This window comes from Pseudomonas sp. GL_117 (genome assembly GCF_057835125.1).
Genome location: NZ_CM174418.1, coordinates 576,025 through 596,081, shown reverse-complemented (window position 1 = coordinate 596,081; position 20,057 = coordinate 576,025). Strand labels below are relative to the sequence as shown.

The 20,057-nt window shown below is 62.3% G+C and carries 16 protein-coding genes and 1 riboswitch; of the genes, 5 read left to right on the top strand and 11 right to left on the bottom strand.

Annotated elements, in window-relative coordinates:
- Positions 1-51 precede the first annotated feature (51 nt).
- Together AC3ISR_RS02530 and asd are read left to right on the top strand one after the other, a co-directional pair.
- Entirely contained in the window at positions 52-867 is an 816-nt protein-coding gene (locus AC3ISR_RS02530; RefSeq protein ID WP_463984685.1) for a rhodanese-like domain-containing protein, read from the top strand.
- A gap of 16 nt (positions 868-883) precedes the next feature.
- Positions 884-1,744: an archaetidylserine decarboxylase gene (gene asd / locus AC3ISR_RS02525; RefSeq protein ID WP_463984684.1), complete on the top strand. Its 861-nt coding sequence runs from the start codon at positions 884-886 to the stop codon at positions 1,742-1,744.
- 123 nt (positions 1,745-1,867) lie between these two features.
- Here asd and serB read toward each other — a convergent pair whose 3' ends face one another.
- Positions 1,868-3,082, bottom strand: coding sequence for a phosphoserine phosphatase SerB (gene serB, locus AC3ISR_RS02520; RefSeq protein WP_028615502.1), 1,215 nt, complete (start codon positions 3,080-3,082; stop codon positions 1,868-1,870).
- A gap of 133 nt (positions 3,083-3,215) precedes the next feature.
- Between serB and AC3ISR_RS02515 the strand changes: the two genes are divergently transcribed.
- Positions 3,216-4,721, top strand: a complete 1,506-nt coding sequence (locus tag AC3ISR_RS02515; RefSeq protein WP_192298258.1) for an AhpA/YtjB family protein — start codon at positions 3,216-3,218, stop codon at positions 4,719-4,721.
- A 207-nt stretch (positions 4,722-4,928) separates the two neighbouring features.
- Here AC3ISR_RS02515 and AC3ISR_RS02510 read toward each other — a convergent pair whose 3' ends face one another.
- The 8 genes from AC3ISR_RS02510 to AC3ISR_RS02475 all read right to left on the bottom strand — a co-directional run bounded on the left by AC3ISR_RS02510 (position 4,929) and on the right by AC3ISR_RS02475 (position 13,883).
- Complete coding sequence (locus AC3ISR_RS02510; protein WP_192298259.1) at positions 4,929-5,639, bottom strand: PqiC family protein; 711 nt, start codon at positions 5,637-5,639, stop codon at positions 4,929-4,931.
- 175 nt (positions 5,640-5,814) lie between these two features.
- Positions 5,815-8,079, bottom strand: a complete 2,265-nt coding sequence (gene parC / locus AC3ISR_RS02505; RefSeq protein WP_192298260.1) for a DNA topoisomerase IV subunit A — start codon at positions 8,077-8,079, stop codon at positions 5,815-5,817.
- Positions 8,080-8,149: 70 nt separating this feature from the next.
- The gene (locus AC3ISR_RS02500; RefSeq protein ID WP_192298261.1) at positions 8,150-9,145 is read right to left on the bottom strand and encodes an esterase-like activity of phytase family protein; all 996 of its coding nucleotides are present in this window, start codon (positions 9,143-9,145) and stop codon (positions 8,150-8,152) included.
- Positions 9,145-11,052, bottom strand: a complete 1,908-nt coding sequence (gene parE, locus AC3ISR_RS02495; RefSeq protein ID WP_192298262.1) for a DNA topoisomerase IV subunit B — start codon at positions 11,050-11,052, stop codon at positions 9,145-9,147. Before parE ends, AC3ISR_RS02500 begins: the two co-directional genes overlap by 1 nt.
- A 45-nt stretch (positions 11,053-11,097) precedes the next feature.
- The gene (locus tag AC3ISR_RS02490) at positions 11,098-11,706 is read right to left on the bottom strand and encodes a YqiA/YcfP family alpha/beta fold hydrolase (RefSeq protein ID WP_192298263.1); all 609 of its coding nucleotides are present in this window, start codon (positions 11,704-11,706) and stop codon (positions 11,098-11,100) included.
- A 206-nt stretch (positions 11,707-11,912) separates the two neighbouring features.
- Positions 11,913-12,728 carry a 3',5'-cyclic-AMP phosphodiesterase gene (gene cpdA, locus AC3ISR_RS02485; protein ID WP_463984683.1) on the bottom strand — a complete coding sequence of 272 codons (816 nt, stop codon included), beginning with the start codon at positions 12,726-12,728 and terminating at the stop codon, positions 11,913-11,915.
- A 97-nt stretch (positions 12,729-12,825) separates the two neighbouring features.
- Positions 12,826-13,275, bottom strand: coding sequence for a DUF1249 domain-containing protein (locus AC3ISR_RS02480; RefSeq protein WP_017734937.1), 450 nt, complete (start codon positions 13,273-13,275; stop codon positions 12,826-12,828).
- Positions 13,266-13,883, bottom strand: coding sequence for an NUDIX domain-containing protein (locus tag AC3ISR_RS02475; RefSeq protein ID WP_192298265.1), 618 nt, complete (start codon positions 13,881-13,883; stop codon positions 13,266-13,268). Before AC3ISR_RS02475 ends, AC3ISR_RS02480 begins: the two co-directional genes overlap by 10 nt.
- A 191-nt stretch (positions 13,884-14,074) precedes the next feature.
- Between AC3ISR_RS02475 and AC3ISR_RS02470 the strand changes: the two genes are divergently transcribed.
- On the top strand, positions 14,075-14,821 hold the full coding sequence (locus AC3ISR_RS02470; protein WP_192298266.1) for an RsiV family protein: 747 nt from the start codon (positions 14,075-14,077) through the stop codon (positions 14,819-14,821).
- Here the strand turns inward: AC3ISR_RS02470 and cytX are convergent.
- Both cytX and thiC read right to left on the bottom strand, forming a co-directional pair.
- On the bottom strand, positions 14,790-16,076 hold the full coding sequence (gene cytX, locus AC3ISR_RS02465; protein ID WP_463984691.1) for a putative hydroxymethylpyrimidine transporter CytX: 1,287 nt from the start codon (positions 16,074-16,076) through the stop codon (positions 14,790-14,792). The genes AC3ISR_RS02470 and cytX overlap by 32 nt on opposite strands.
- Before the next feature lie 101 nt (positions 16,077-16,177).
- Complete coding sequence (thiC, locus tag AC3ISR_RS02460; RefSeq protein ID WP_192298267.1) at positions 16,178-18,067, bottom strand: phosphomethylpyrimidine synthase ThiC; 1,890 nt, start codon at positions 18,065-18,067, stop codon at positions 16,178-16,180.
- Between the two features lie 152 nt (positions 18,068-18,219).
- Positions 18,220-18,325: riboswitch (TPP riboswitch) on the bottom strand.
- A gap of 194 nt (positions 18,326-18,519) precedes the next feature.
- On the opposite strand from thiC, the gene AC3ISR_RS02455 reads away from it, so the two are divergent.
- Positions 18,520-19,959, top strand: a complete 1,440-nt coding sequence (locus AC3ISR_RS02455; protein WP_192298268.1) for a TolC family outer membrane protein — start codon at positions 18,520-18,522, stop codon at positions 19,957-19,959.
- Positions 19,960-20,057 lie beyond the last annotated feature (98 nt).

The window sequence follows — 20,057 nt, the reverse complement described above, 5'->3', positions numbered from 1 at the left end:
CGCTACAATCGCGGTCCTTTATCGCCAACATTTGTGCCCAGGAGACCTCACATGCCTGACTTCTCTGGCTTGCCGCTGGTGATCGAATCCAGCGACCTGCAAGGTCGCCTCGATGCCGAACACCTGATACTGGTGGACCTCACCAGTGCCGCCCGCTACGCCCAGGGGCATATCCCCGGCGCGCATTTCGTTGACCCCAAGCGCACCCAACTGGGCCAGGCGCCTGCACCGGGGCTGCTGCCCAACAAGGCAGACCTGGAAAAACTCTTCGGCGAACTGGGTCACACCCCGGACGCGACCTACGTGGTCTACGACGACGAAGGCGGTGGCTGGGCCGGCCGCTTCATCTGGATGCTCGACGTGATCGGTCACCAGAAGTATCACTACCTCGACGGCGGCCTGCTGGCCTGGCTGGAAGGCCAACACCCGGTCTCCACCGAGGTCCCCGCACCCGTCGGCGGCCCGGTCAGCCTGACGCTGCACGACGGCCCCACCGCCACCCGCGAATACCTGCAAAGCCGCCTCGGCGCTGCCGACCTGGGCATCTGGGACGCACGCGGCCCGCTGGAGTATTCCGGCGAGAAAGTCCTCGCCGCCAAAGGTGGGCACATCCCCGGCGCCGTGAACTTCGAATGGACCGCCGGCATGGACCCTGCGCGCAACCTGCGCATCCGCCGCGACATGCCGCAGATCCTCGAAAACCTCGGGCTGACCCGCGACAAAGAAATCATCACCCACTGCCAGACTCACCACCGCTCTGGCTTCACCTATCTGGTGGCCAAGGCGCTCGGTTATCCGCGAGTCAAAGGTTATGCCGGTTCCTGGGGCGAATGGGGCAACCACCCCGACACCCCCGTTGAGATTTAAGGTTTAAGGACAGTAAATGAAAAAGCAGTTGTTTATCCTCAGCCAGTACTTGCTGCCGCACCACTTGCTCTCGCGCTTGGCCGGCTGCATTGCCGAGTGCCGCGTGCGCTGGTTCAAGAACGCGTTCACCAGCTGGTTCGCCAAGCGCTATCAAGTGGACATGTCCCAGGCCCTGGTAGAAGACGTGACCGCCTATGAGCACTTCAACGCCTTCTTCACCCGCGCCCTGAAAGACGGCGCGCGCCCGCTGGATCAAACCCCAGGCGCGGTACTCAGCCCGGCCGATGGCGCCGTCAGCCAGTTGGGCCCGATCGAGCATGGCCGTGTGTTCCAGGCCAAGGGCCACAGCTTCAGCGTGCTGGAGTTGCTGGGGGGTGATTCCGCCGTGGCGGCACCGTTCATGGGCGGCGACTTCGCGACGGTCTACCTGTCGCCGAAGGATTACCACCGCGTGCACATGCCGCTGGCCGGCACCCTGCGCGAGATGATCTATATCCCGGGGCGCATCTTCTCGGTCAACCAGACCACCGCCGAAAACGTACCGGAGCTGTTCGCACGTAACGAACGCGTTGCCTGCATTTTCGACACCGAACGCGGTCCGATGGCGGTGGTATTGGTGGGCGCGATGATCGTCGCGTCGATTGAAACCGTGTGGGCTGGCTTGGTGACACCGCCCAAGCGCGAGTTGAAAACCTTCCGCTATGACGAAGCCGCACGTGCGCCGATTCATCTGGAGAAAGGTGCCGAGCTGGGCCGCTTCAAGCTGGGTTCGACGGCGATCGTGCTGTTCGGGCCGGATCAGGTGAAGTGGGCCGAAGAGTTGGCTGCGGGCACACCAGTGCAGATGGGCCAGGGCATGGCACTGCCAAAAGCCTAACGCAGAACCCAATGTGGGAGCTGGCTTGCCTGCGATGCAGGCACCTCGGTGCATCAGTGATGCCGAGGTGATGCTATCGCCGGCAAGCCAGCTCCCACATTTTTTACTGCGTTTCTTCAGTGACTACAGCTGGCCATCGCGGTCGCGGAAACCCAGCAGATACAACACCCCATCCAACCCCAACGTCGAAATCGCCTGCTTCGCCGACTGTTTCACCAATGGCTTCGCCCGGAATGCCACACCCAACCCGGCAATCGCCAGCATCGGCAAGTCATTTGCACCGTCGCCGACCGCAATGGTCTGCTCCAGACGCAAACCTTCCTTATGGGCCAATTCCTTCAGCAAGTCCGCCTTGCGCTGTGCGTCGACAATCGGCTCGACCGCCACGCCAGTCACCTTGCCATCCACCACTTCCAGCTCGTTGGCGAATACATAGTCGATGCCCAACTTGGCCTGCAGCTGCTTGGCGAAATAGGTGAAGCCGCCGGACAGGATCGCGGTCTTGTAGCCCAGGCGCTTGAGTTCGGCGAACAGGGTTTCGGCACCTTCCGTCAGGCGCAGCGAGGCACCGATGGAGTCCAGCACGCTCACGTCCAGGCCCTTGAGCAGCGCCAGGCGCTCCTTGAAGCTGGCGCGGAAGTCCAGCTCACCGGCCATGGCGCGCTCAGTGATCTCGGAGACCTGCTCCCCCACGCCGGCCGCCTTGGCCAGTTCGTCGATGACTTCGGCTTCGATCAGCGTCGAGTCCATGTCGAACACCGCCAGGCGGCGGTTACGGCGGAACAGCGAGTCTTCCTGGAAGGCGATGTCGACATTCAGCTCCTGGGCCACGCTGAGGAACTCGGCGCGCAGGGCTTGCGGGTCGGCCGGCTCACCGCGCACGGAGAATTCGATGCAGCCCTTGCCTTTGTCGGCCGGGGTGTCCAACGGCATGCGCCCCGACAGACGGTCGATATGGTCGATATTCAAGCCATACTGCGCCGTGATCGAGCTGACGCGCTGCAGTTGCTCGGCCGTGACCTTGCGGGTCAGCAGGGTGACGATATGGCGCTTCTTGCCCTGGCCGGCGACCCATTGCTGGTAGTCCTCTTCCGATACCGGGGTGAAACGCACCTGTTGATCGAGCTTGTACGCGGTAAACAGGATGTCCTTGAGTACCGAAGACGCCTGTTCAGTGCTCGGGATCTCAACCAGGATGCCGAATGACAACGTGTCGTGGATCACCGCCTGGCCGATGTCGAGAATGTTCACACCACCCTGGGCCAGAACACCGGTAATGGCGGCGGTGAGACCCGGGCGATCTTCACCAGTGATGTTAATCAGGACAATTTCGCGCAAGGCGCACCCCCAGGCTGGAAAAAAACCGCATTCTACCCACTTTCAGTGACCATCGGGCACAGCCAGCGCTTTGACGCTCTGGGGCCTGTCGCTATACTGCGCGTCAACTTCACGGACCAAGAGCCGAGCGCAAGTGAACCGGCCCACGCCAGTAAAAACCGACAACTTCTTCCTGCTGATCTTCCGGGCACTGCGCCATCGCCGTGTACCGATCGCATTACGCATCGCCAGCCATAACGTGATCCTGGTCGCCCTGGCCCTGGTGATCTACGCCTGCGTGATGGGTTTGCAGTTCAAGCAGGCCATGCACGAGCAAGCCGACGCCCTGGGCGAGAGCCTGACCACGCAAACCGCCACCTCGGCGACTGAGCTTTTGGTGTCCAACGACATCCTCAGCCTCAACGTGCTGCTCAACAACCTGACCAAGAACCCGCTGGTGGCCCACGCCGCCATCTACAGCGTGGACAACCGGATCATGGCCGAAGCCGGGCAGCGCCCGAAAAACGGCCTGCTGGGTGAGGCCGAAGGCTTGTACCAGAGCAACATCACGTTCCAGGACGTGAAGGCCGGCCAATTGCGCATCAGCCTGGACATGCAGCAATTCCAGCAGCCAATGACCATCAGCCTGCAAAGCATGGGCATCCTCAGCGCGATCCTGCTGGCCCTGGCGTTGGCCCTGAGCCTGCGCCTGGGTCGGCATATCTCCACGCCTCTGATGCAACTGCGCATCTGGCTGCGGGACATCGACGAACACACCCCGGCCACCGACCGCCAGGATGAAATCGGTGACCTTGCCCGCCAACTGCATGCCAGCTTCGCCCCGGAGCCGGTCGTGCGCGAACCTGAGCCCGAGCCGGAATACGACGACGAGCCCGAGTTCGACGTGGGCGAGCCAGGCTTTGCCGAAAGCGCACCGGTCGCCGGCCTCAAGCCTGCCACCCGTAAGGCGATCCGGGCCGAAGAAGACGAACTGGACGACGAAGACCCGTTCGCCGACCTGCGCGACACGGCGTCCGACAGCCCGGCCATCGCGCCGAAGCCTGCCCCGGTCAAAAACGCCGAACCCCAGCACAGTGCGGTGCTGGCTGTGCAACTGGGCTCCCAGGATCAACTGCGCCGCCTGCCCCGCACCCGTCTGACGGAACTGCTGGAACGCTACCGCGACTGCCTCGACCAGGCCGCATCGCTGTACCAGAGCGAACTGCACACCCTGAACGACGGCAGCACGCTGATGCTGTTCCACAGCGAAGACAGCGGCGAAGACTACCTGACCAACGCCATCTGCTGCGGCGAGTTGCTGCGTGCCCTGGGCCATGCCTTGCAGATCGAAGTGGCGGACAGCGGCATCACCTTGCAACTGCAACTGGGCCTGACGGTGGGTGATGATCTGTTCGGCATGAGCCAGATCGACCTGCTGCTCACCGAAATCGCCCAGGATGCCCTGGCCTTGTCGCAGCACAGCCGCAACCTGCTGCTGGTGGAGCGCAAGATCAGCGAAGACACGCTGATCCGCCAGCGCGCACGTATCCGCCCGATTGCCAGCCCTGAAGGCGCGAGCTGTGTAGAGCGGTTGATGGAGCCGTACCCGTCGATGCTGGAGCGCCAGTTGGCCCGGATGCACGAGACCCGCAAGCCCTAAGCAACACCGCAACATCCACTGTGGAGTGGGCTTGTGTGGGAGCGGGCTTGCTCGCGAATACGGAGTGTCAGTCGATACATCAGTGACTGAATCACCGCATTCGCGAGCAAGCCCGCTCCCACAATTGATCTTCAGTGCTCCCCACATCGCGCACAAACAAAAAGGCCCGCTGAGTCAGCGGGCCTTTTTTTGTGTCGGTGATTCAGCTCAGAACCTGAACACTTCCATATCCGTACGGATCGGCGTTGCCATCGGCATCTTTGGCTTCTGCGGTTCTGCCGGCTTGGCCGCCTGCACCGGTGCCTGTTTGCGCGGCGCCTCGGCAATCGGCGGTTGGTTGGCCAATGGCTTGAGGGCCACCGACAACTGCTCGGCCAAATGCTGCAACAACACGCCCTGAGCCTGGACCTGGGACGCAGTGGTGCCGGCATGTTCTTCCTGCAAGTGCACGATGCGGCTGTCACGCACTTGGCCACGACGGTCGATCAAGCGCCACTGCGCATCGAGGATCGCTGGCTGCGACTTGCCGGAGTCAAGGCGCGTGATGGTCAACAACACCTGTACATCCGGGCTGAAGCCCGTCGGTGCCGGCGACAGCACCACGCGCTGGCTGTCCAGGTGACCCGCCACCTGGCGCAGCATCAGCTGGTTGATGTCGGACGACAAACTGCCCGCCCAACGACCATCGATGGAACCTTGCAGGCTGCCGTCGTTCTGACGTTGCAGCAGGGTTTCGCGTTGCAGGTAGTCAGCCACGACCACAGGGCCGAGCAAAACGGCCATACCGGCAGCCTGGGCGGGCTGCGCCGGACTTCCGCTGTCCAGCTGGTACAGCGACACCGGCTGGTGTGTGCTGCAACCCGCCAGCCCCAAAAGGCCAGCGAGCATCAAAAATAAAGGCACGCGTGGAGCGGTCATCATCCCATCCAGGTGGCTGCCACAAGGCTAACCACAACTAATACTAAAAATACCCTAAACACGCGCGGCCACGCCGGCGCTGGAAAGGCCATATCATCCGTGAATATGCGCTATGACTCCAGCGCCAAAGCGTCGATCTACGCGTTAAATCGTAGATCGAGGGCTCTAATGCGCGTTAAACCGGCGCTTCCACCAGCAAAGCATCCACCCGCTGGAAGCCCCGTGGCAGTTTGTTACCGCGCCGGCCGCGCTCGCCTTTGTAATGCTCAAGGTCGTCAGGGCGCAGCGACAGCGTGCGCTTGCCGGCTTGCAGCACCAGCGTCGCGCCCTCCGGAATCACCGCGATGTCGGTCACATACTCTTCGCGACTGGCCACTCGCTCGCCAGGAATCCCGATGATCTTGTTGCCCTTGCCTTTGCCCAGCTGCGGCAGGTCGCTGATCTTGAACACCAGCAGGCGGCCTTCGGTGGTCACCGACGCCAGCCAGTTGCTCTCACGATCGTCCACCGGTCGCGGCAGGATCACCTTGGCGTTGTTCGGCAGGCTCAACAGCGCCTTGCCCGCCTTGTTCTTGGCCTGCAGGTCTTCACCCTTGACCACGAAACCGTAACCCGCGTCGGACGCGATCACGTACAGCGCATCATCCTCCGGCAGCAGCACACACTCGAAATTCGCCCCTGGCGGCGGCGTCAGACGCCCGGTCAGCGGCTCGCCCTGGCCCCGTGCAGACGGCAGGGTATGGGCCGGCACCGAATAACTGCGCCCGGTCGAGTCGATAAACACCGCAAACTGGTTGGAACGCCCAGCCGCAGCGGTCTTGAAGCCGTCGCCAGCCTTGTACGACAGACCAGTGGCGTCAATATCATGCCCCTTGGCCGATCGAACCCAACCCTTTTCCGACAGAACGACGGTAATTTTCTCGTTTGGCAGCAGCTCGGTCTCTGTCAGCGCCTTGGCTTCAGCGCGCTGCACGATGGGCGAGCGGCGGTCGTCGCCATAGGTTTCGGCGTCTTTGATCAGCTCGGTGCGCACCAGCTTCTTCAGCTTGGCTTCACTGCCCAGAAGGGCTTGCAGCTTGGCTTGTTCCTTGAGCAGCGCGTCTTGTTCGTCGCGCAGCTTCATTTCTTCCAGGCGTGCCAACTGGCGCAAGCGAGTATCGAGGATGTAATCGGCCTGGATCTCGCTCAGTTGGAACTCGGCGATCAGCTCAGCCTTGGGATGTTCGGCAGTACGGATGATGTGGATCACCCGGTCCAGATTGAGATAGGCAATCAGCAAGCCATCCAACAGGTGCAGGCGGCGCTCGACCTTGTCGAGGCGGAATTGCAGGCGGCGACGCACGGTCTGCACGCGGAACTCCAGCCACTCCACCAGCAGGTTGCGCAGGTTTTTCAGCTGCGGCTTGCCGTCCAGGCCGATGATGTTGACGTTGACCCGGTAGCTCGACTCCAGGTCGGTGCTGGCAAACAGATGCTGCATCAGCACTTCATGGTCGACCCGGCTGTTGGTCGGAATGATCACGATACGGCATGGGTTTTCGTGATCGGACTCGTCACGCAGGTCGGCAACCTGCGGTAGCTTCGACGGTTTGGCCTGCATCAGCGCCGCGATCTGCTCCAGCACCTTGGCGCCGGACACCTGGTGCGGCAAAGCGGTGACAATGATGTCGCCATCTTCGACGTGGTACACGGCGCGCATGCGCACCGAGCCCTTGCCGGTTTCGTACATCTTCAGCAGGTCGGCGCGCGGCGTGATGATTTCCGCTTCGGTCGGGTAGTCCGGGCCCTGGATATGCTCGCAGAGCTGCTCGACCGTGGCCTTTGGCTCATCGAGCAGGCGCACGCAGGCCGTGGCGACTTCGCGCAGGTTGTGCGGCGGCACGTCGGTGGCCATGCCCACGGCGATGCCGGTGGTGCCATTGAGGAGGATATTCGGCAAACGTGCCGGCAATACCAGGGGTTCGTCGAGAGTACCGTCAAAGTTCGGGCCCCAGTCGGCGGTGCCCTGCCCCAGTTCGCTGAGCAATACTTCCGAGTAACGCGACAAACGCGCCTCGGTGTATCGCATGGCGGCGAACGACTTCGGATCATCCGGCGCACCCCAGTTGCCCTGGCCGTCCACCAGCGTGTAGCGGTAGCTGAACGGCTGCGCCATCAGCACCATGGCTTCATAGCAGGCCGAATCGCCGTGGGGGTGGAACTTACCGAGCACGTCACCGACGGTACGCGCCGACTTCTTGTGTTTGGAGTCAGCGTCCAGGCCCAACTCACTCATGGCGTAAATGATGCGCCGCTGTACGGGCTTCAGGCCGTCGCCGATATGCGGCAAGGCACGGTCCATGATCACGTACATGGAGTAGTTGAGGTAGGCATTTTCGGTGAAGTCAGCCAGCGAACGGCGTTCTACGCCATCTAAGCTGTCTGCGAGGATGTCACTCATGCGGGCCTCATCATTGGGTAAGGCACAGCGGAAATGCCGCGGCGCCGGGTCAATTCAAAATAATCAAAATTCATGGCTGGGCACTCCAGCCACCGGCCGGGGCGGCGAAACGATAAACCACCGGGCGTTTTTCACCATCGGCACGCGGGCCGAAGTTGTTGTCGATGCCCAACCAGGCACCGTCGGCATCCACCACCAGGGCTTCGGCCAGGCCATAGGCCTGAGGGTAGCGCCGCGCTGGGGTCAGGGTCTCATCGGCAAACGACCAGCACAGCTCGACTTTGGCCGTGACCGCATCGCGCCGGCAGATCTGGAACGCATTGCGCTCAAGGGTAAACAGCTTGCCATTGAACAGCGCCAGGTCGGAAAAGTCCTTGGACACCGCCTTGGCATTGGAGAACTGGGCGGGCTGCACTTCCTGGCCGGCCTCGCTCAGCAACACACACGGGCCGTCGCAATCCCACAGGCTTTGCGGACGCTTGATCGAGATTAGGCCGCGCCGCTCGCGCTCGGCCGCGAGCCAAATCTGATTGCCTTCAGGATTTATCGCCAAGCCTTCAAACAACGCATTGAAGTGCAGCAATAGGCCACTGGCCCGCGCCTCGCGCACCATGCCCGGGGCGATCCGCAACCACTCGGGCGCCCCACTGGCCGGCACTTGCAGCACCGCAGCATGGGCTTCGCTGACAATGTAGCGGTTGCCCGCGGCGTCGCAACTGATGCCTTCAAAATCCAGGTCGCCACCGCGAATGAACGACGCGGCCTTGGTGCGCGAACGCAGCCCCCAAGGCAAACCGGACTCCGGCACCGGCGGCACGTCGATCTTCACCGTTTCGGCCTTCCAGGTCGGCGCGCTGATGTCCAGGCGATAGATCTGGTCGTCGTCGCGATCAGAAACGGTCCACAGTTCCTTGCCACACAACGCCAGGCCCGACAGGTTGCCGCCGCGCATGCCGTCTACCGGGTGTTCGGATACCAACTTGAGTTCAGCCACGGGCGCAGCAGCCACCGAGGCAGCCGCCAACCCGCTCAACACCAGGATCGCCAGGGCGAAACCTGTGCGCATCAGCCCAGGACCTCGGCGAGGTTGCCTTTGGATTCCAGCCAGGACTTGCGGTCTGGCGCGCGCTTCTTCGCCAGCAGCATGTCCATCATTTCCGACGTCGCGGCGAAGTCATCGCCCAGGGTCAGTTGCACCAGGCGCCGGGTGTTCGGGTCCATAGTGGTTTCGCGCAGCTGCGGCGGGTTCATCTCACCCAGGCCTTTGAATCGCGTGACCTGCGGCTTGCCGCGCTTCTTCTCGGCCACCAGGCGGTCGAGGATGCCATCGCGCTCGGCTTCGTCGAGGGCGTAGAAAATCTCTTTGCCCAGGTCGATCCGGTACAGCGGCGGCATGGCGACGTAGACGTGACCGGCATCCACCAACGGACGGAAGTGCTGCACGAACAGCGCGCACAGCAAGGTGGCGATGTGCAGGCCGTCGGAGTCGGCGTCGGCGAGGATACAGATCTTGCCGTAGCGCAGTTGGCTCATGTCCGCCGCGCCGGGATCGACGCCGATGGCCACGGCGATGTTGTGCACTTCCTGGCTGGCGAGGACTTCGCTGCCATCGACTTCCCAGGTGTTGAGGATCTTGCCGCGCAACGGCAGGATCGCCTGGAACTCTTTATCCCGCGCTTGCTTGGCGGAACCGCCGGCGGAATCACCTTCCACCAGGAACAGTTCGGAGCGCATCGGGTCTTGCCCGGCGCAATCGGCCAATTTGCCCGGCAGTGCCGGGCCGGCGGTGATGCGCTTGCGCTCGACCTTCTTGCTGGCCTTCAAGCGACGGCCGGCGTTGTTGATCGCCAGTTCGGCCAAGGCCAGGCCGAGTTCAGGGTGTTCGTTGAGCCACAGGCTGAAGGCGTCCTTGACCACGCCGGAGACAAACGCGGCCGCCTCGCGGGACGACAGGCGCTCCTTGGTCTGGCCGGAGAACTGTGGCTCCTGCATCTTCATCGACAGCACGAACGCGATGCGCTCCCACACGTCTTCCGGCGCCAGCTTCACGCCGCGCGGCAGCAGGCTGCGGTACTCGCAGAATTCGCGCATGGCATCCAGCAAACCCTGGCGCAAACCGTTGACGTGGGTGCCGCCCTGCGCCGTGGGGATCAGGTTGACGTAGCTTTCCTGCACGCTGTCGCCGCCTTCGGGCAGCCACAACAGCGCCCAGTCGACGGCTTCTTTATTACCGGCCAGGCTGCCGCAGAACGGCTCGTTGGGCAGGCGTTCGAAATCGCTGACGGAGTCTTCCAGGTAGGAGCGCAGGCCGTCTTCATAGTGCCACTCGACCTTCTCGCCGGTGCCTTTGTCTTCAAAGGTGACGAGCAGGCCCGGGCACAGCACGGCCTTGGCCTTGAGCACGTGCTTGAGGCGGCTGATGGAGAATTTCGGCGAATCGAAGTATTTCGGGTCCGGCGCGAAGTACACGCTGGTGCCGGTGTTGCGCTTGCCAACGGTGCCGATGACTGCCAGGTCGGTGGCCTTGTAGCCATCGGCGAAGGTCATCTCGTATTCGTTGCCATCGCGCTTGACCCTGACCCGCACTAGCGTGGACAGGGCGTTGACCACCGAAATGCCCACGCCGTGCAGGCCGCCGGAGAACTGGTAGTTCTTGTTGGAGAACTTGCCGCCCGCATGGAGCTTGGTGAGGATCAGCTCGACGCCTGGCACACCCTCTTCCGGGTGAATGTCCACCGGCATGCCGCGGCCGTCGTCGGACACTTCCAGGGAGTGGTCAGCGTGGAGAATGACATGCACCGACTTGGCGTGACCGGCCAGGGCTTCGTCGACGCTGTTGTCGATGACTTCCTGGGCAAGGTGGTTCGGCCGGCTGGTGTCGGTGTACATGCCGGGGCGTTTGCGCACCGGGTCGAGGCCCGAGAGGACTTCGATGGCGTCGGCGTTATAAGAGCTAGCGCTGGGAGTGGCCATGGTGTCTCGTCGTGAGTCGTTCGATTAAAAAATGACCTGCGATTTTTACAATGACGAAAAATCGAAGGATTGATACTGATCTGCGCCAATCCCGGCAAAGCTCAACAACGCCGGCAATTGCCTGGCGAACCCCTGGTAACCATGGTCGCCACCGGCCTGGATGCGCAAGGCGCAGGCACGGTAATACTGTTGGGCGAGGCGGTAGTCCAGCGTTTCATCGCCGGTCTGCAACCACACCTGGTAACGCGCGGCGTCCTGGGGCGCCGCCACTTCCAGTTCGGCCAGGGCCGCGACGTGGTCGTGGGTCAATTCCCAGGTTTCATCGGTGTAGAGGTTCTTCTGGGTGCCCAGGTAACCGTCGAACATCCGATGGGGGCTGACCGCCGGGTTGACCAGCAGCGCCTTGAGGCCATGGCGTTCGGCAAGATGGGTTGCATAGTAGCCGCCGAGTGAGCTGCCGACCAGCAGTGGCCGCCCCAGTTCAGCGATCGCCGCTTCCAGTTGGGGAATTGCCTGACGCGGGTGGTGATGCAGGGCCGGCACACGCAACTGGTCGGCCAGGCCGAGGGCGTCCATCACGGTGATCAGCTGGCTGGCCTTGTTGGACGCCGGCGCACTGTTGAAACCGTGGATATACAGGATCGAAGCGGACATGCCGGGCTCTCCGTGACGTGGGCCAAAGAGGCGCAGTTTACAGGGATAGCGGCCCTGTGTGATGACCTCAATCCACAGGACACCGAAGAACCAATGTGGGAGCGGGCTTGCTCGCGAATGCGGTGGGTCAGTCACTGCATCTGTTACTGAGCCACCGCATTCGCGAGCAAGCCCGCTCCCACATTTATGATCAGTATTTGCAGCGTTTAATAGCCGTTGCTGCCGTAATCCACCATAAATTCGAAGTCCTGGACCCGCTCCACGCCAGTTTCCAACCGCCCGTCGGCATGCAATCGCAACCAGCGATACCCCGGCGCCTGCTCGCTGACCTGGAAATCCTCGCTGCCCGGCGCGAACTGGATGCAGGTCGACGGCGAGGCCAACAACCGCACGCCGTTGCGCTCGCGGTCGATTTCCTGGTGCACATGCCCCCAGAGCACTGCCTTGACCTGCGGGAAGCGATCCAGCACGGCAAACAGCGCGTCGGGATTGCGCAGGCCGATGGGCTCCATCCAGGCACAGCCAATGGACACCGGGTGATGGTGGAAACACACCAAATGATGGCGATTCGGCGCTTCACTCAACGCCTGGACGAGCAGTTGCAGCTGCTGATCCTGCAAGTAACCGGGCACCGAGCCCGGCACGGCGGAGTCCAGCAGGATGATGCGCCAGTGGCCGACATCGACCACCGGTTCCAACAGATCACTGTGCACGGCAGCGTGGGCCATGATCTGGGGTTCGTCATGGTTGCCGGGAATCCAGCGTGCCGGCGCATCGATCTGCCGGGTCATGTCGCGAAATTGCTGGTACGACGCCAGCGTGCCGTCCTGGGACAGATCGCCAGTGGCCAGCATCAGGTCGATCTGCGGTTGTTGCGTGCGCACCAACGCGATCACCTGTTGCAGGCTTTCACGGGTGTTCATGCCCAGCAGCGTGCCGTCGGCCTCGGCAAACAGGTGGCTGTCGGACAGTTGCACCAGCAGCGCCGGCGCATCGGGGTTCACGGTGGATACGCTCGGCAAGGCGCTCTCCCAAGGCAATCACAGGAATGGACAGTTGGCGTGATTATGCTGGGCAGGACACAAAGAGGAAACCAGGGGAAGCAGACGCAGTTCACATCTACCGCACCGCTTCGAACTCATGGCCCAGGGCCAGGCAGTGACTCAACCATTCACCGAGGAACACATTGAGCTGTGCTTTCTCATCGGGCTGATGCATGAACACGTTCGGGTAAGGGTAGATGCTGCGAAAGCGCCGCGCATGTTCGGCGCTGATCACTTCAGCCATGCGCGCGTCGTGGTACACCTGCACCTCCAGTTGCGGCACCGGCAGCCACGGCAGGCTGTGCTCCTGGCGCACGCGCAGGGTAGTGGTGTACGGGCAATTGACGATGACTTCCAGGGTCAGCACGCCAAGCATCTGGTCGCCATGGGTCACGCCGATGCGCCTGGCCGCCGGGGCGTGGCGCATGTCGGGGAGCAGACGCATCAACCGCGCATAGTTGGCCTCGCAGGCTGCTTGCAGCCCGATCAGGTCGACGCGATAACGTTCCCGTGCCTTTACTGCCATAACCCCCTCACTTCCGCGCGATTAAGCGCAAGCCATTGCAGGGCGATGATGCTGGCTGCGTTGGAAATCCTGCCGTCGCGCACCGCTTGCAGGGCGTCTTCAAAAGCCCAGACGGTGACGCGGATGTCTTCTGCCTCTTCTTCCAGTCCATGGACGCCACCGGCGCCCGAGCTGTCGCAACGGCCCAGGAACAAGTGGACAAATTCGGTACTGCCGCCAGGCGATGGGAAATATTTGGTGATCGGCCACAGCGCGGAGAATGTCAGCCCAGCTTCCTCCTCGGCTTCGCGGTGTGCAACCTCCTCCGGCTCCTCATCCTTGTCGATCAGGCCGGCGACCATCTCGATCAGCCAGGGGTTGTCGGTACGGCCCAGGGCGCCGACGCGGAACTGTTCGATCAACACCACTTCGTCGCGCTGGGGGTCGTAGGGCAATACACACACGGCGTCATGACGAACGAAAACTTCGCGGTTGATCACACGGCTCATGCCACCGTCGAATTTTTCATGGCGCAATTGCACCCGATCAAGCTTGTAGAAGCCCTGATAGGCATTGTCGCGCTGAACAATCTCGACCGCGCTCGGCGTCGATTTCGCTGTATCCGTCATATCCTGCCTCGTTAAGCCTGTGCAATTCGCGCCATCCTAACGCGCTCGCGCCCGTTGGTGCAGCCCCTTTCCAGTTGCCGGGATAGACGGCGAACGTCAAACTCACTCTATTCAGCTTAGTGGCGAACTGACGGCCATGCCGGTAGTCGAACCTGCACAATTTCGCTCTTATCGATAGACGAAGGACATCCATGTCGCTTTTAAAAATCGCCTCCGTGGCCTGCATCGCACTGACCCTCGGCGCCTGTCAAAGCCTGTTCCAACCCAGCTGGCGCACGCCGCTGGAAGCCACCCGCGACACCACTGAGCAAAGCCAGGCCGGTTGTGCCAGCGCCGATTGCCCACTGGTGAACATCGACACCGTGCACTTCGCCAAGGAGCCCAAGCTGGACGCCCTGATCGAACAGCGCCTGCTGGAAATGACCCGCACCAACGCGAACGACCCGCTGCCGACCAGCCTTGAGACCTATCGCGAGCAATTCCTGCGCACCGCCGCGCCGCGCAACAGCATGTACTTGCAGGCCAAGGTACGTGAGCAGCATGACGGCTTGGTGATCATCGAGCTGTCCAGCTACCTGGACCAGGGCGTTACCCACGGCGAGCCGGGCCGCGGCTTCATCAACTATTCGCGCCAGCAACAAAAGGCCCTGACGTTGACCGACATGCTGCTGCCCGGCAAAGAGGACGCGTTCTGGAAAGCCGCCCAGGTGGCCCACAACAGCTGGCTGATCAGTACCCGCCTGAGCCTGGAACCGGAGTTCGTGAAGACCTACCCCTTCCAGAAAACCCCGAACGTGGCACTGACCTACGGTGGGGTGATCCTCAAGTACCCCACCTCCACCATCGCGCCTTACGCCCTGGGCCACGTCGAGTTGCAAATCCCCTACTCGCGCCTGGACGGTATCCTCAAGCCTGAATGGGTGCCTGCGCGCCGCTGAACACGCGCCCGAGGATGAACTGCAACAGCCCTGCCAGCAGCAGCGCCGGCAGGGTTGCGCCGACATCCGGATACAGGTTGGCCAGCAGGTGGTAAGTGCCGATGCCCCCCAACCACGCCAGCAGCGCCGGCCAACGCAGAGCGGCGACCAGACCCGGGCCACGACGGCGCAGAATGAAGTGATCCACCAGCACCACGCCGAACAGCGGCGCAAACACTGAACCGATCAGCAGCAGGAAATTCTGGTACTGGGCCAAAGGCGCGAAGCAGGCGATCAGCGTACAGATCACGCCAATCGCCAGGGCCAGGTGCTCGACTTTCAGGCGCAATAGGATGCCGCTGGACACCGCCGCCGAGTGAATATCGGCAAAGGCGTTTTCCGACTCATCCAGCAGGATCAGTAACAAAGGAATCCCCAGGCCCGCACCGGCCAAGGCCAACAGCAGCGCATTCACTTCAGCGCTTGGCGCAAACGCCAGGGTGTAGGCCACGCCCAGGCTCATCAGCCAGAAATTACCGATAAAAAAGCCCAGCGCGGTGCCGCCGAATACGCTTTTGGCGCGCTTGCCGAAGCGTGAGTAATCGGCAATCAGCGGCAGCCACGACAGCGGCATGGCGATGGCAATGTCGAAACCCACCGCAAACGGCATCGAACCATCGCCGGCCTGGGCCCACAGTGCGCCAAGATCGGCCTTGGCGAACAGGTTCCAGGTCAGCCACAGGCAGGCGGCGAGCAGCAGCCAGATGCCCCATTTGCGCAGGATCTGGCGCACAAAGGTCAGCGGCCCACTGACGGCCAGCAAGGTCGCCAGGCCACCGAAAAACAGCGTCCACACCAACGGACTGGCCAGCAGGCTGCCTTCGCTGAACGCCCGCGTGCCCAACAGGCTGGCGGCGTCGCGCATCACGATGATTTCGAACGAGCCCCAGCCGATCAACTGCAGCAGGTTGAGCAACGCCGGCAGGCTCGCGCCCTTGGCGCCGAGGCTGAGTTTCAGCGCGGCCATGGCAGACAGGCCGGTGTCGCTACCGATCACGCCGACGGCGGCCAGCAGCAACACGCCAACCAGGGTGCCAAGGAAGATCGCCAGCAGCGAGCCGGACAAGCCCAGGCCCGGTGCGAGCAAGGCGCCGGTTTGCAGGACCATCAGGCCGATGCCGAGGGAGAACCACAGGGAGAACAGGTCGCGGGCGCCGAAGACGCGCCTATCGGCGGGGACCGCGATGTCAGGGGAATAGGTGTTCAATTTAGGAATCTCGTGAGGGACATGGGCTACAAGCTGCAAGCTTCAAGCTGCAAGCTTCAAGAAAAAGCAGATTCGCCTTTGCTTCTAACTTGCAGCTTGCAGCTTGCCGCTTACACCTTCTTGTACAACTGGCTACCTTCCTGCTTGAACCGCTCCGCCTGCTCCGCCAAGCCCTTGGCCACCTCCACATCCACCGCGTCAATACGCTGGTTGGCCGCGTACTCACGCACTTCCTGGGTAATCTTCATCGAGCAGAACTTCGGCCCGCACATCGAGCAGAAATGCGCGACCTTGGCCGAATCCTTCGGCAGCGTTTCATCGTGGTACGAACGCGCGGTGTCCGGGTCCAGGCCGAGGTTGAACTGGTCCTCCCAACGGAATTCGAAGCGCGCCTTGCTCAGGGCGTTATCACGGATCTGCGCGCCCGGATGGCCTTTCGCGAGGTCAGCCGCATGCGCGGCGATCTTGTAGGTGATGATCCCGGTCTTCACATCATCCTTGTTCGGCAGGCCCAAGTGCTCCTTCGGTGTGACGTAGCAAAGCATCGCGCAGCCGAACCAGCCGATCATCGCCGCACCGATGCCCGAGGTGATGTGGTCGTAGCCCGGCGCAATGTCGGTGGTCAGCGGGCCGAGGGTGTAGAACGGCGCTTCGTCGCAGCATTCGAGCTGCTTGTCCATGTTCTCCTTGATCAACTGCATTGGCACGTGGCCAGGGCCTTCGATCATGGTTTGCACGTCGTGCTTCCAGGCGGTCTTGGTCAGCTCGCCAAGGGTTTCCAGCTCGCCGAATTGCGCGGCGTCGTTGGCATCGGCAATCGAGCCCGGGCGCAGGCCGTCGCCGAGGGAGAAGCTGACGTCATAGGCCTTCATGATTTCGCAGATTTCGTCGAAATGCGTGTAGGTGAAGTTCTCTTTGTGGTGCGCCAGGCACCACTTGGCCATGATCGAGCCGCCACGGGAGACGATGCCGGTGACACGCTTGGCGGTCAGCGGCACGTAGCGCAGCAACACGCCGGCGTGGATGGTGAAGTAATCGACGCCTTGCTCGGCCTGCTCCACCAGGGTGTCGCGGAACAGCTCCCAGGTCAGGTCCTCGGCGGCACCGCCAACTTTTTCCAGGGCCTGGTAGATCGGCACGGTGCCGATGGGTACTGGCGAGTTACGGATGATCCACTCACGGGTTTCGTGGATGTGCTTGCCGGTGGACAAGTCCATCACGGTGTCCGAACCCCAGCGAATGCCCCAGGTCAGTTTCGCAACTTCTTCTTCGATGGACGAGCCCAGGGCGCTGTTGCCGATGTTGCCGTTGATCTTCACCAGGAAGTTACGGCCGATGATCATCGGTTCCAGTTCGGTGTGGTTGATGTTGGCCGGGATGATCGCGCGGCCACGGGCGATTTCTTCGCGCACGAACTCAGGCGTGATGATCTTCGGCACGCTGGCGCCGAAACTGTGGCCGGCATGTTGCTGGTCGAGCAGGCCAGTGGCGCGGGCTTCTTCGAGCTTCATGTTTTCGCGGATGGCAACGTATTCCATCTCGGCGGTGATGATGCCTTTGCGCGCGTAGTGCATCTGCGTGACGTTGGCGCCGGCCTTGGCGCGGCGTGGGTTCTTCACGTGGGCGAAGCGCAGTGCGGTCAGCTCGGCATCGCTGAGGCGCTGTTGGCCGAAGTGCGAGCTGAGGCCCGGCAGGCGTTCGGTGTCGCCACGCACTTCGATCCACGGCGAGCGCACATCGCCCAGACCTTTGCGCACATCGATGATCACGTTGGGGTCGGTGTAGGGGCCGGAGGTGTCGTAGACGGTGACCGGCGCGTTGATCTCGCCGCCGAAATCGGTGGGGGTCACGTCCAGGCTGATCTCGCGCATCGGCACGCGGATGTCCGGGCGGGAGCCCTGTACGTAGATTTTCTGCGAGCGGGTAAAGGGTTGCACGGAGCCGGAATCAACCTTGGCCGATTCACTCAGGTGCACGGTGTTTTTTGGTTTTGTACTCATCACGGGCTCTCCAACTCTTTATCCAGGCGGTGGATTTTTGTCGGAGCGAACCTGTGACGGACGGACGCACTGGAACCAGTGCTGTGCTTGGCGCACGAGGGCTGTTCGATTGTCGAACAGCATCCCGGACGAAGCACAAGAGGACTCGCCGGGTGACGAGAAATCTTGTTCCCTACGCAGGCGCTAACCTGATCAGGTTCAACGGGATCCGGTATTTACCGATCTCAGCCTTCCAACAAGGCACCCCGACAAGAACGCGGCCAGTCTAGACCATGGCGTAGGCAAATTGCCAATGGCGGTGCATTCAGCATGATGAATGGCGCAATTGCAGGATTGTTGTGCCGTGATCGCGCCACTACACTCGGTACGGCTCCAAGGCTTGACGCTCTGAAGCTGCGGCCGTAGCCTTGGCCGACAAATTATCGCCGTAATATTTGATCAGGGAACGCCTCATGCTGCGCAAACTCTCACTGGCTCTTGCCGTGTCTTGTGCGACCAATGGAATGGTTTGGGCAGCAGAAGCGCCCTTGTCCGCCAACACTGACTTGGTCAGCGTCTACCAGGAAGCGGTAAACAACAACGCTGACCTGGCGGCCGCCCGCGCCCAATACGGCGCGCAAAAAGAAGTGGTGCCACAGGCCCGCGCCGGTTTGCTGCCGAACCTGTCGGCCGGTGCCGACAGCAACAACGTGCGCACCCAGCTCTCGCAGCCATCAGGCACTGCCAATCGCGATGCGCATTCGTGGCGCGCAACCTTGAGCCAGCCGCTGTTCCGCGCCGACCGCTGGTTCCAGCTGCAAGCCGCCGAAGCCGTCAACGAACAGGCCGCGCTGCAACTCTCGGCCACCGAACAGAACCTGATCCTGCAAAGCGCCGAAAACTACTTCGCCGTGCTGCGCGCCCAGGACAACCTGGCCTCCACCAAGGCCGAAGAAAATGCCTTCAAGCGCCAGCTGGACCAGTCCAACGAACGCTTCGACGTCGGCCTGTCGGACAAGACCGACGTGCTGCAATCCCAGGCCAGCTACGACACTGCCCGCGCCAACCGCATCCTCGCCCAGCGCCAGGTGGAAGACGCGTTCGAAGCGCTGATCACCCTGACCAACCGCCAGTACAATTCGATTCAGGGCATCGTCCACACCCTGCCGGTACTGCCGCCGCTGCCGAACGACGCCAAGTCCTGGGTCGAAACCGCCGGGCGCCAAAACCTGAACCTGCTGGCCAGCAACTACGCTGTCACCGCCGCCGAAGAAACCCTCAAGCAGCGCAAGGCCGGCCACGCGCCGACCCTCGACGCCGTGGCGCAGTACGAAAAAGGCGATAACGATGCGCTCGGCTTCAGCAACCCCAACCAATTGCCGGTGCCGTACGGCGGCGATGTGTCCCAACGCACCATCGGCCTGCGCCTGAGCATCCCGCTCTACAGCGGCGGGCTGACCAGCTCGCAAGTGCGCGAATCCTATTCGCGCCTGGACCAGACCGAGCAGCAACGCGAAGGCCTGCGTCGCCAGGTGGTGGAAAACACACGCAACCTGCACCGCGCGGTGAACACCGATGTGGAACAGGTGCAGGCACGTCGCCAGTCGATCATCTCCAACCAGAGCGCGGTGGAAGCCACGGAGATCGGCTATCAGGTGGGTACGCGCAATATCGTCGATGTGCTGGATTCGCAGCGCCAGCTGTACTCGTCGGTGCGCAACTACAACAACAGCCGTTATGACTACATCCTCGACAACCTGCGCTTGAAGCAGGCGGCGGGGACGTTGAACCCGGGAGATTTGCAGGATCTGGCGCGTTATCTGAAAGCGGACTACAACCCGGACCGCGACTTCCTGCCGCCGGACCTGGCCAAGGCTGCTGCCGAGCAGCTAAAAGCCCGACCGGGATATTGATAACACTGCAAAACCAATGTGGGAGCTGGCTTGTGTGGGAGCGGGCTTGCTCGCGAAGGCGGTGTATCAGTCGCCACATGTGCAGGCTGACCCGCCGC

Coding starts and splice junctions, on each gene's coding strand:
- AC3ISR_RS02530 (WP_463984685.1), top strand. CDS start 52: ATGCCTGACTTCTCTGGCTTGCCGCTGGTGATCGAATCCAGCGACCTG.
- asd (WP_463984684.1), top strand. CDS start 884: ATGAAAAAGCAGTTGTTTATCCTCAGCCAGTACTTGCTGCCGCACCAC.
- AC3ISR_RS02510 (WP_192298259.1), bottom strand. CDS start 5,639: ATGACCGCTCCACGCGTGCCTTTATTTTTGATGCTCGCTGGCCTTTTG.
- parC (WP_192298260.1), bottom strand. CDS start 8,079: ATGAGTGACATCCTCGCAGACAGCTTAGATGGCGTAGAACGCCGTTCG.
- AC3ISR_RS02500 (WP_192298261.1), bottom strand. CDS start 9,145: ATGCGCACAGGTTTCGCCCTGGCGATCCTGGTGTTGAGCGGGTTGGCG.
- parE (WP_192298262.1), bottom strand. CDS start 11,052: ATGGCCACTCCCAGCGCTAGCTCTTATAACGCCGACGCCATCGAAGTC.
- AC3ISR_RS02490 (WP_192298263.1), bottom strand. CDS start 11,706: ATGTCCGCTTCGATCCTGTATATCCACGGTTTCAACAGTGCGCCGGCG.
- AC3ISR_RS02480 (WP_017734937.1), bottom strand. CDS start 13,275: ATGGCAGTAAAGGCACGGGAACGTTATCGCGTCGACCTGATCGGGCTG.
- AC3ISR_RS02475 (WP_192298265.1), bottom strand. CDS start 13,883: ATGACGGATACAGCGAAATCGACGCCGAGCGCGGTCGAGATTGTTCAG.
- AC3ISR_RS02470 (WP_192298266.1), top strand. CDS start 14,075: ATGTCGCTTTTAAAAATCGCCTCCGTGGCCTGCATCGCACTGACCCTC.
- thiC (WP_192298267.1), bottom strand. CDS start 18,067: ATGAGTACAAAACCAAAAAACACCGTGCACCTGAGTGAATCGGCCAAG.
- AC3ISR_RS02455 (WP_192298268.1), top strand. CDS start 18,520: ATGCTGCGCAAACTCTCACTGGCTCTTGCCGTGTCTTGTGCGACCAAT.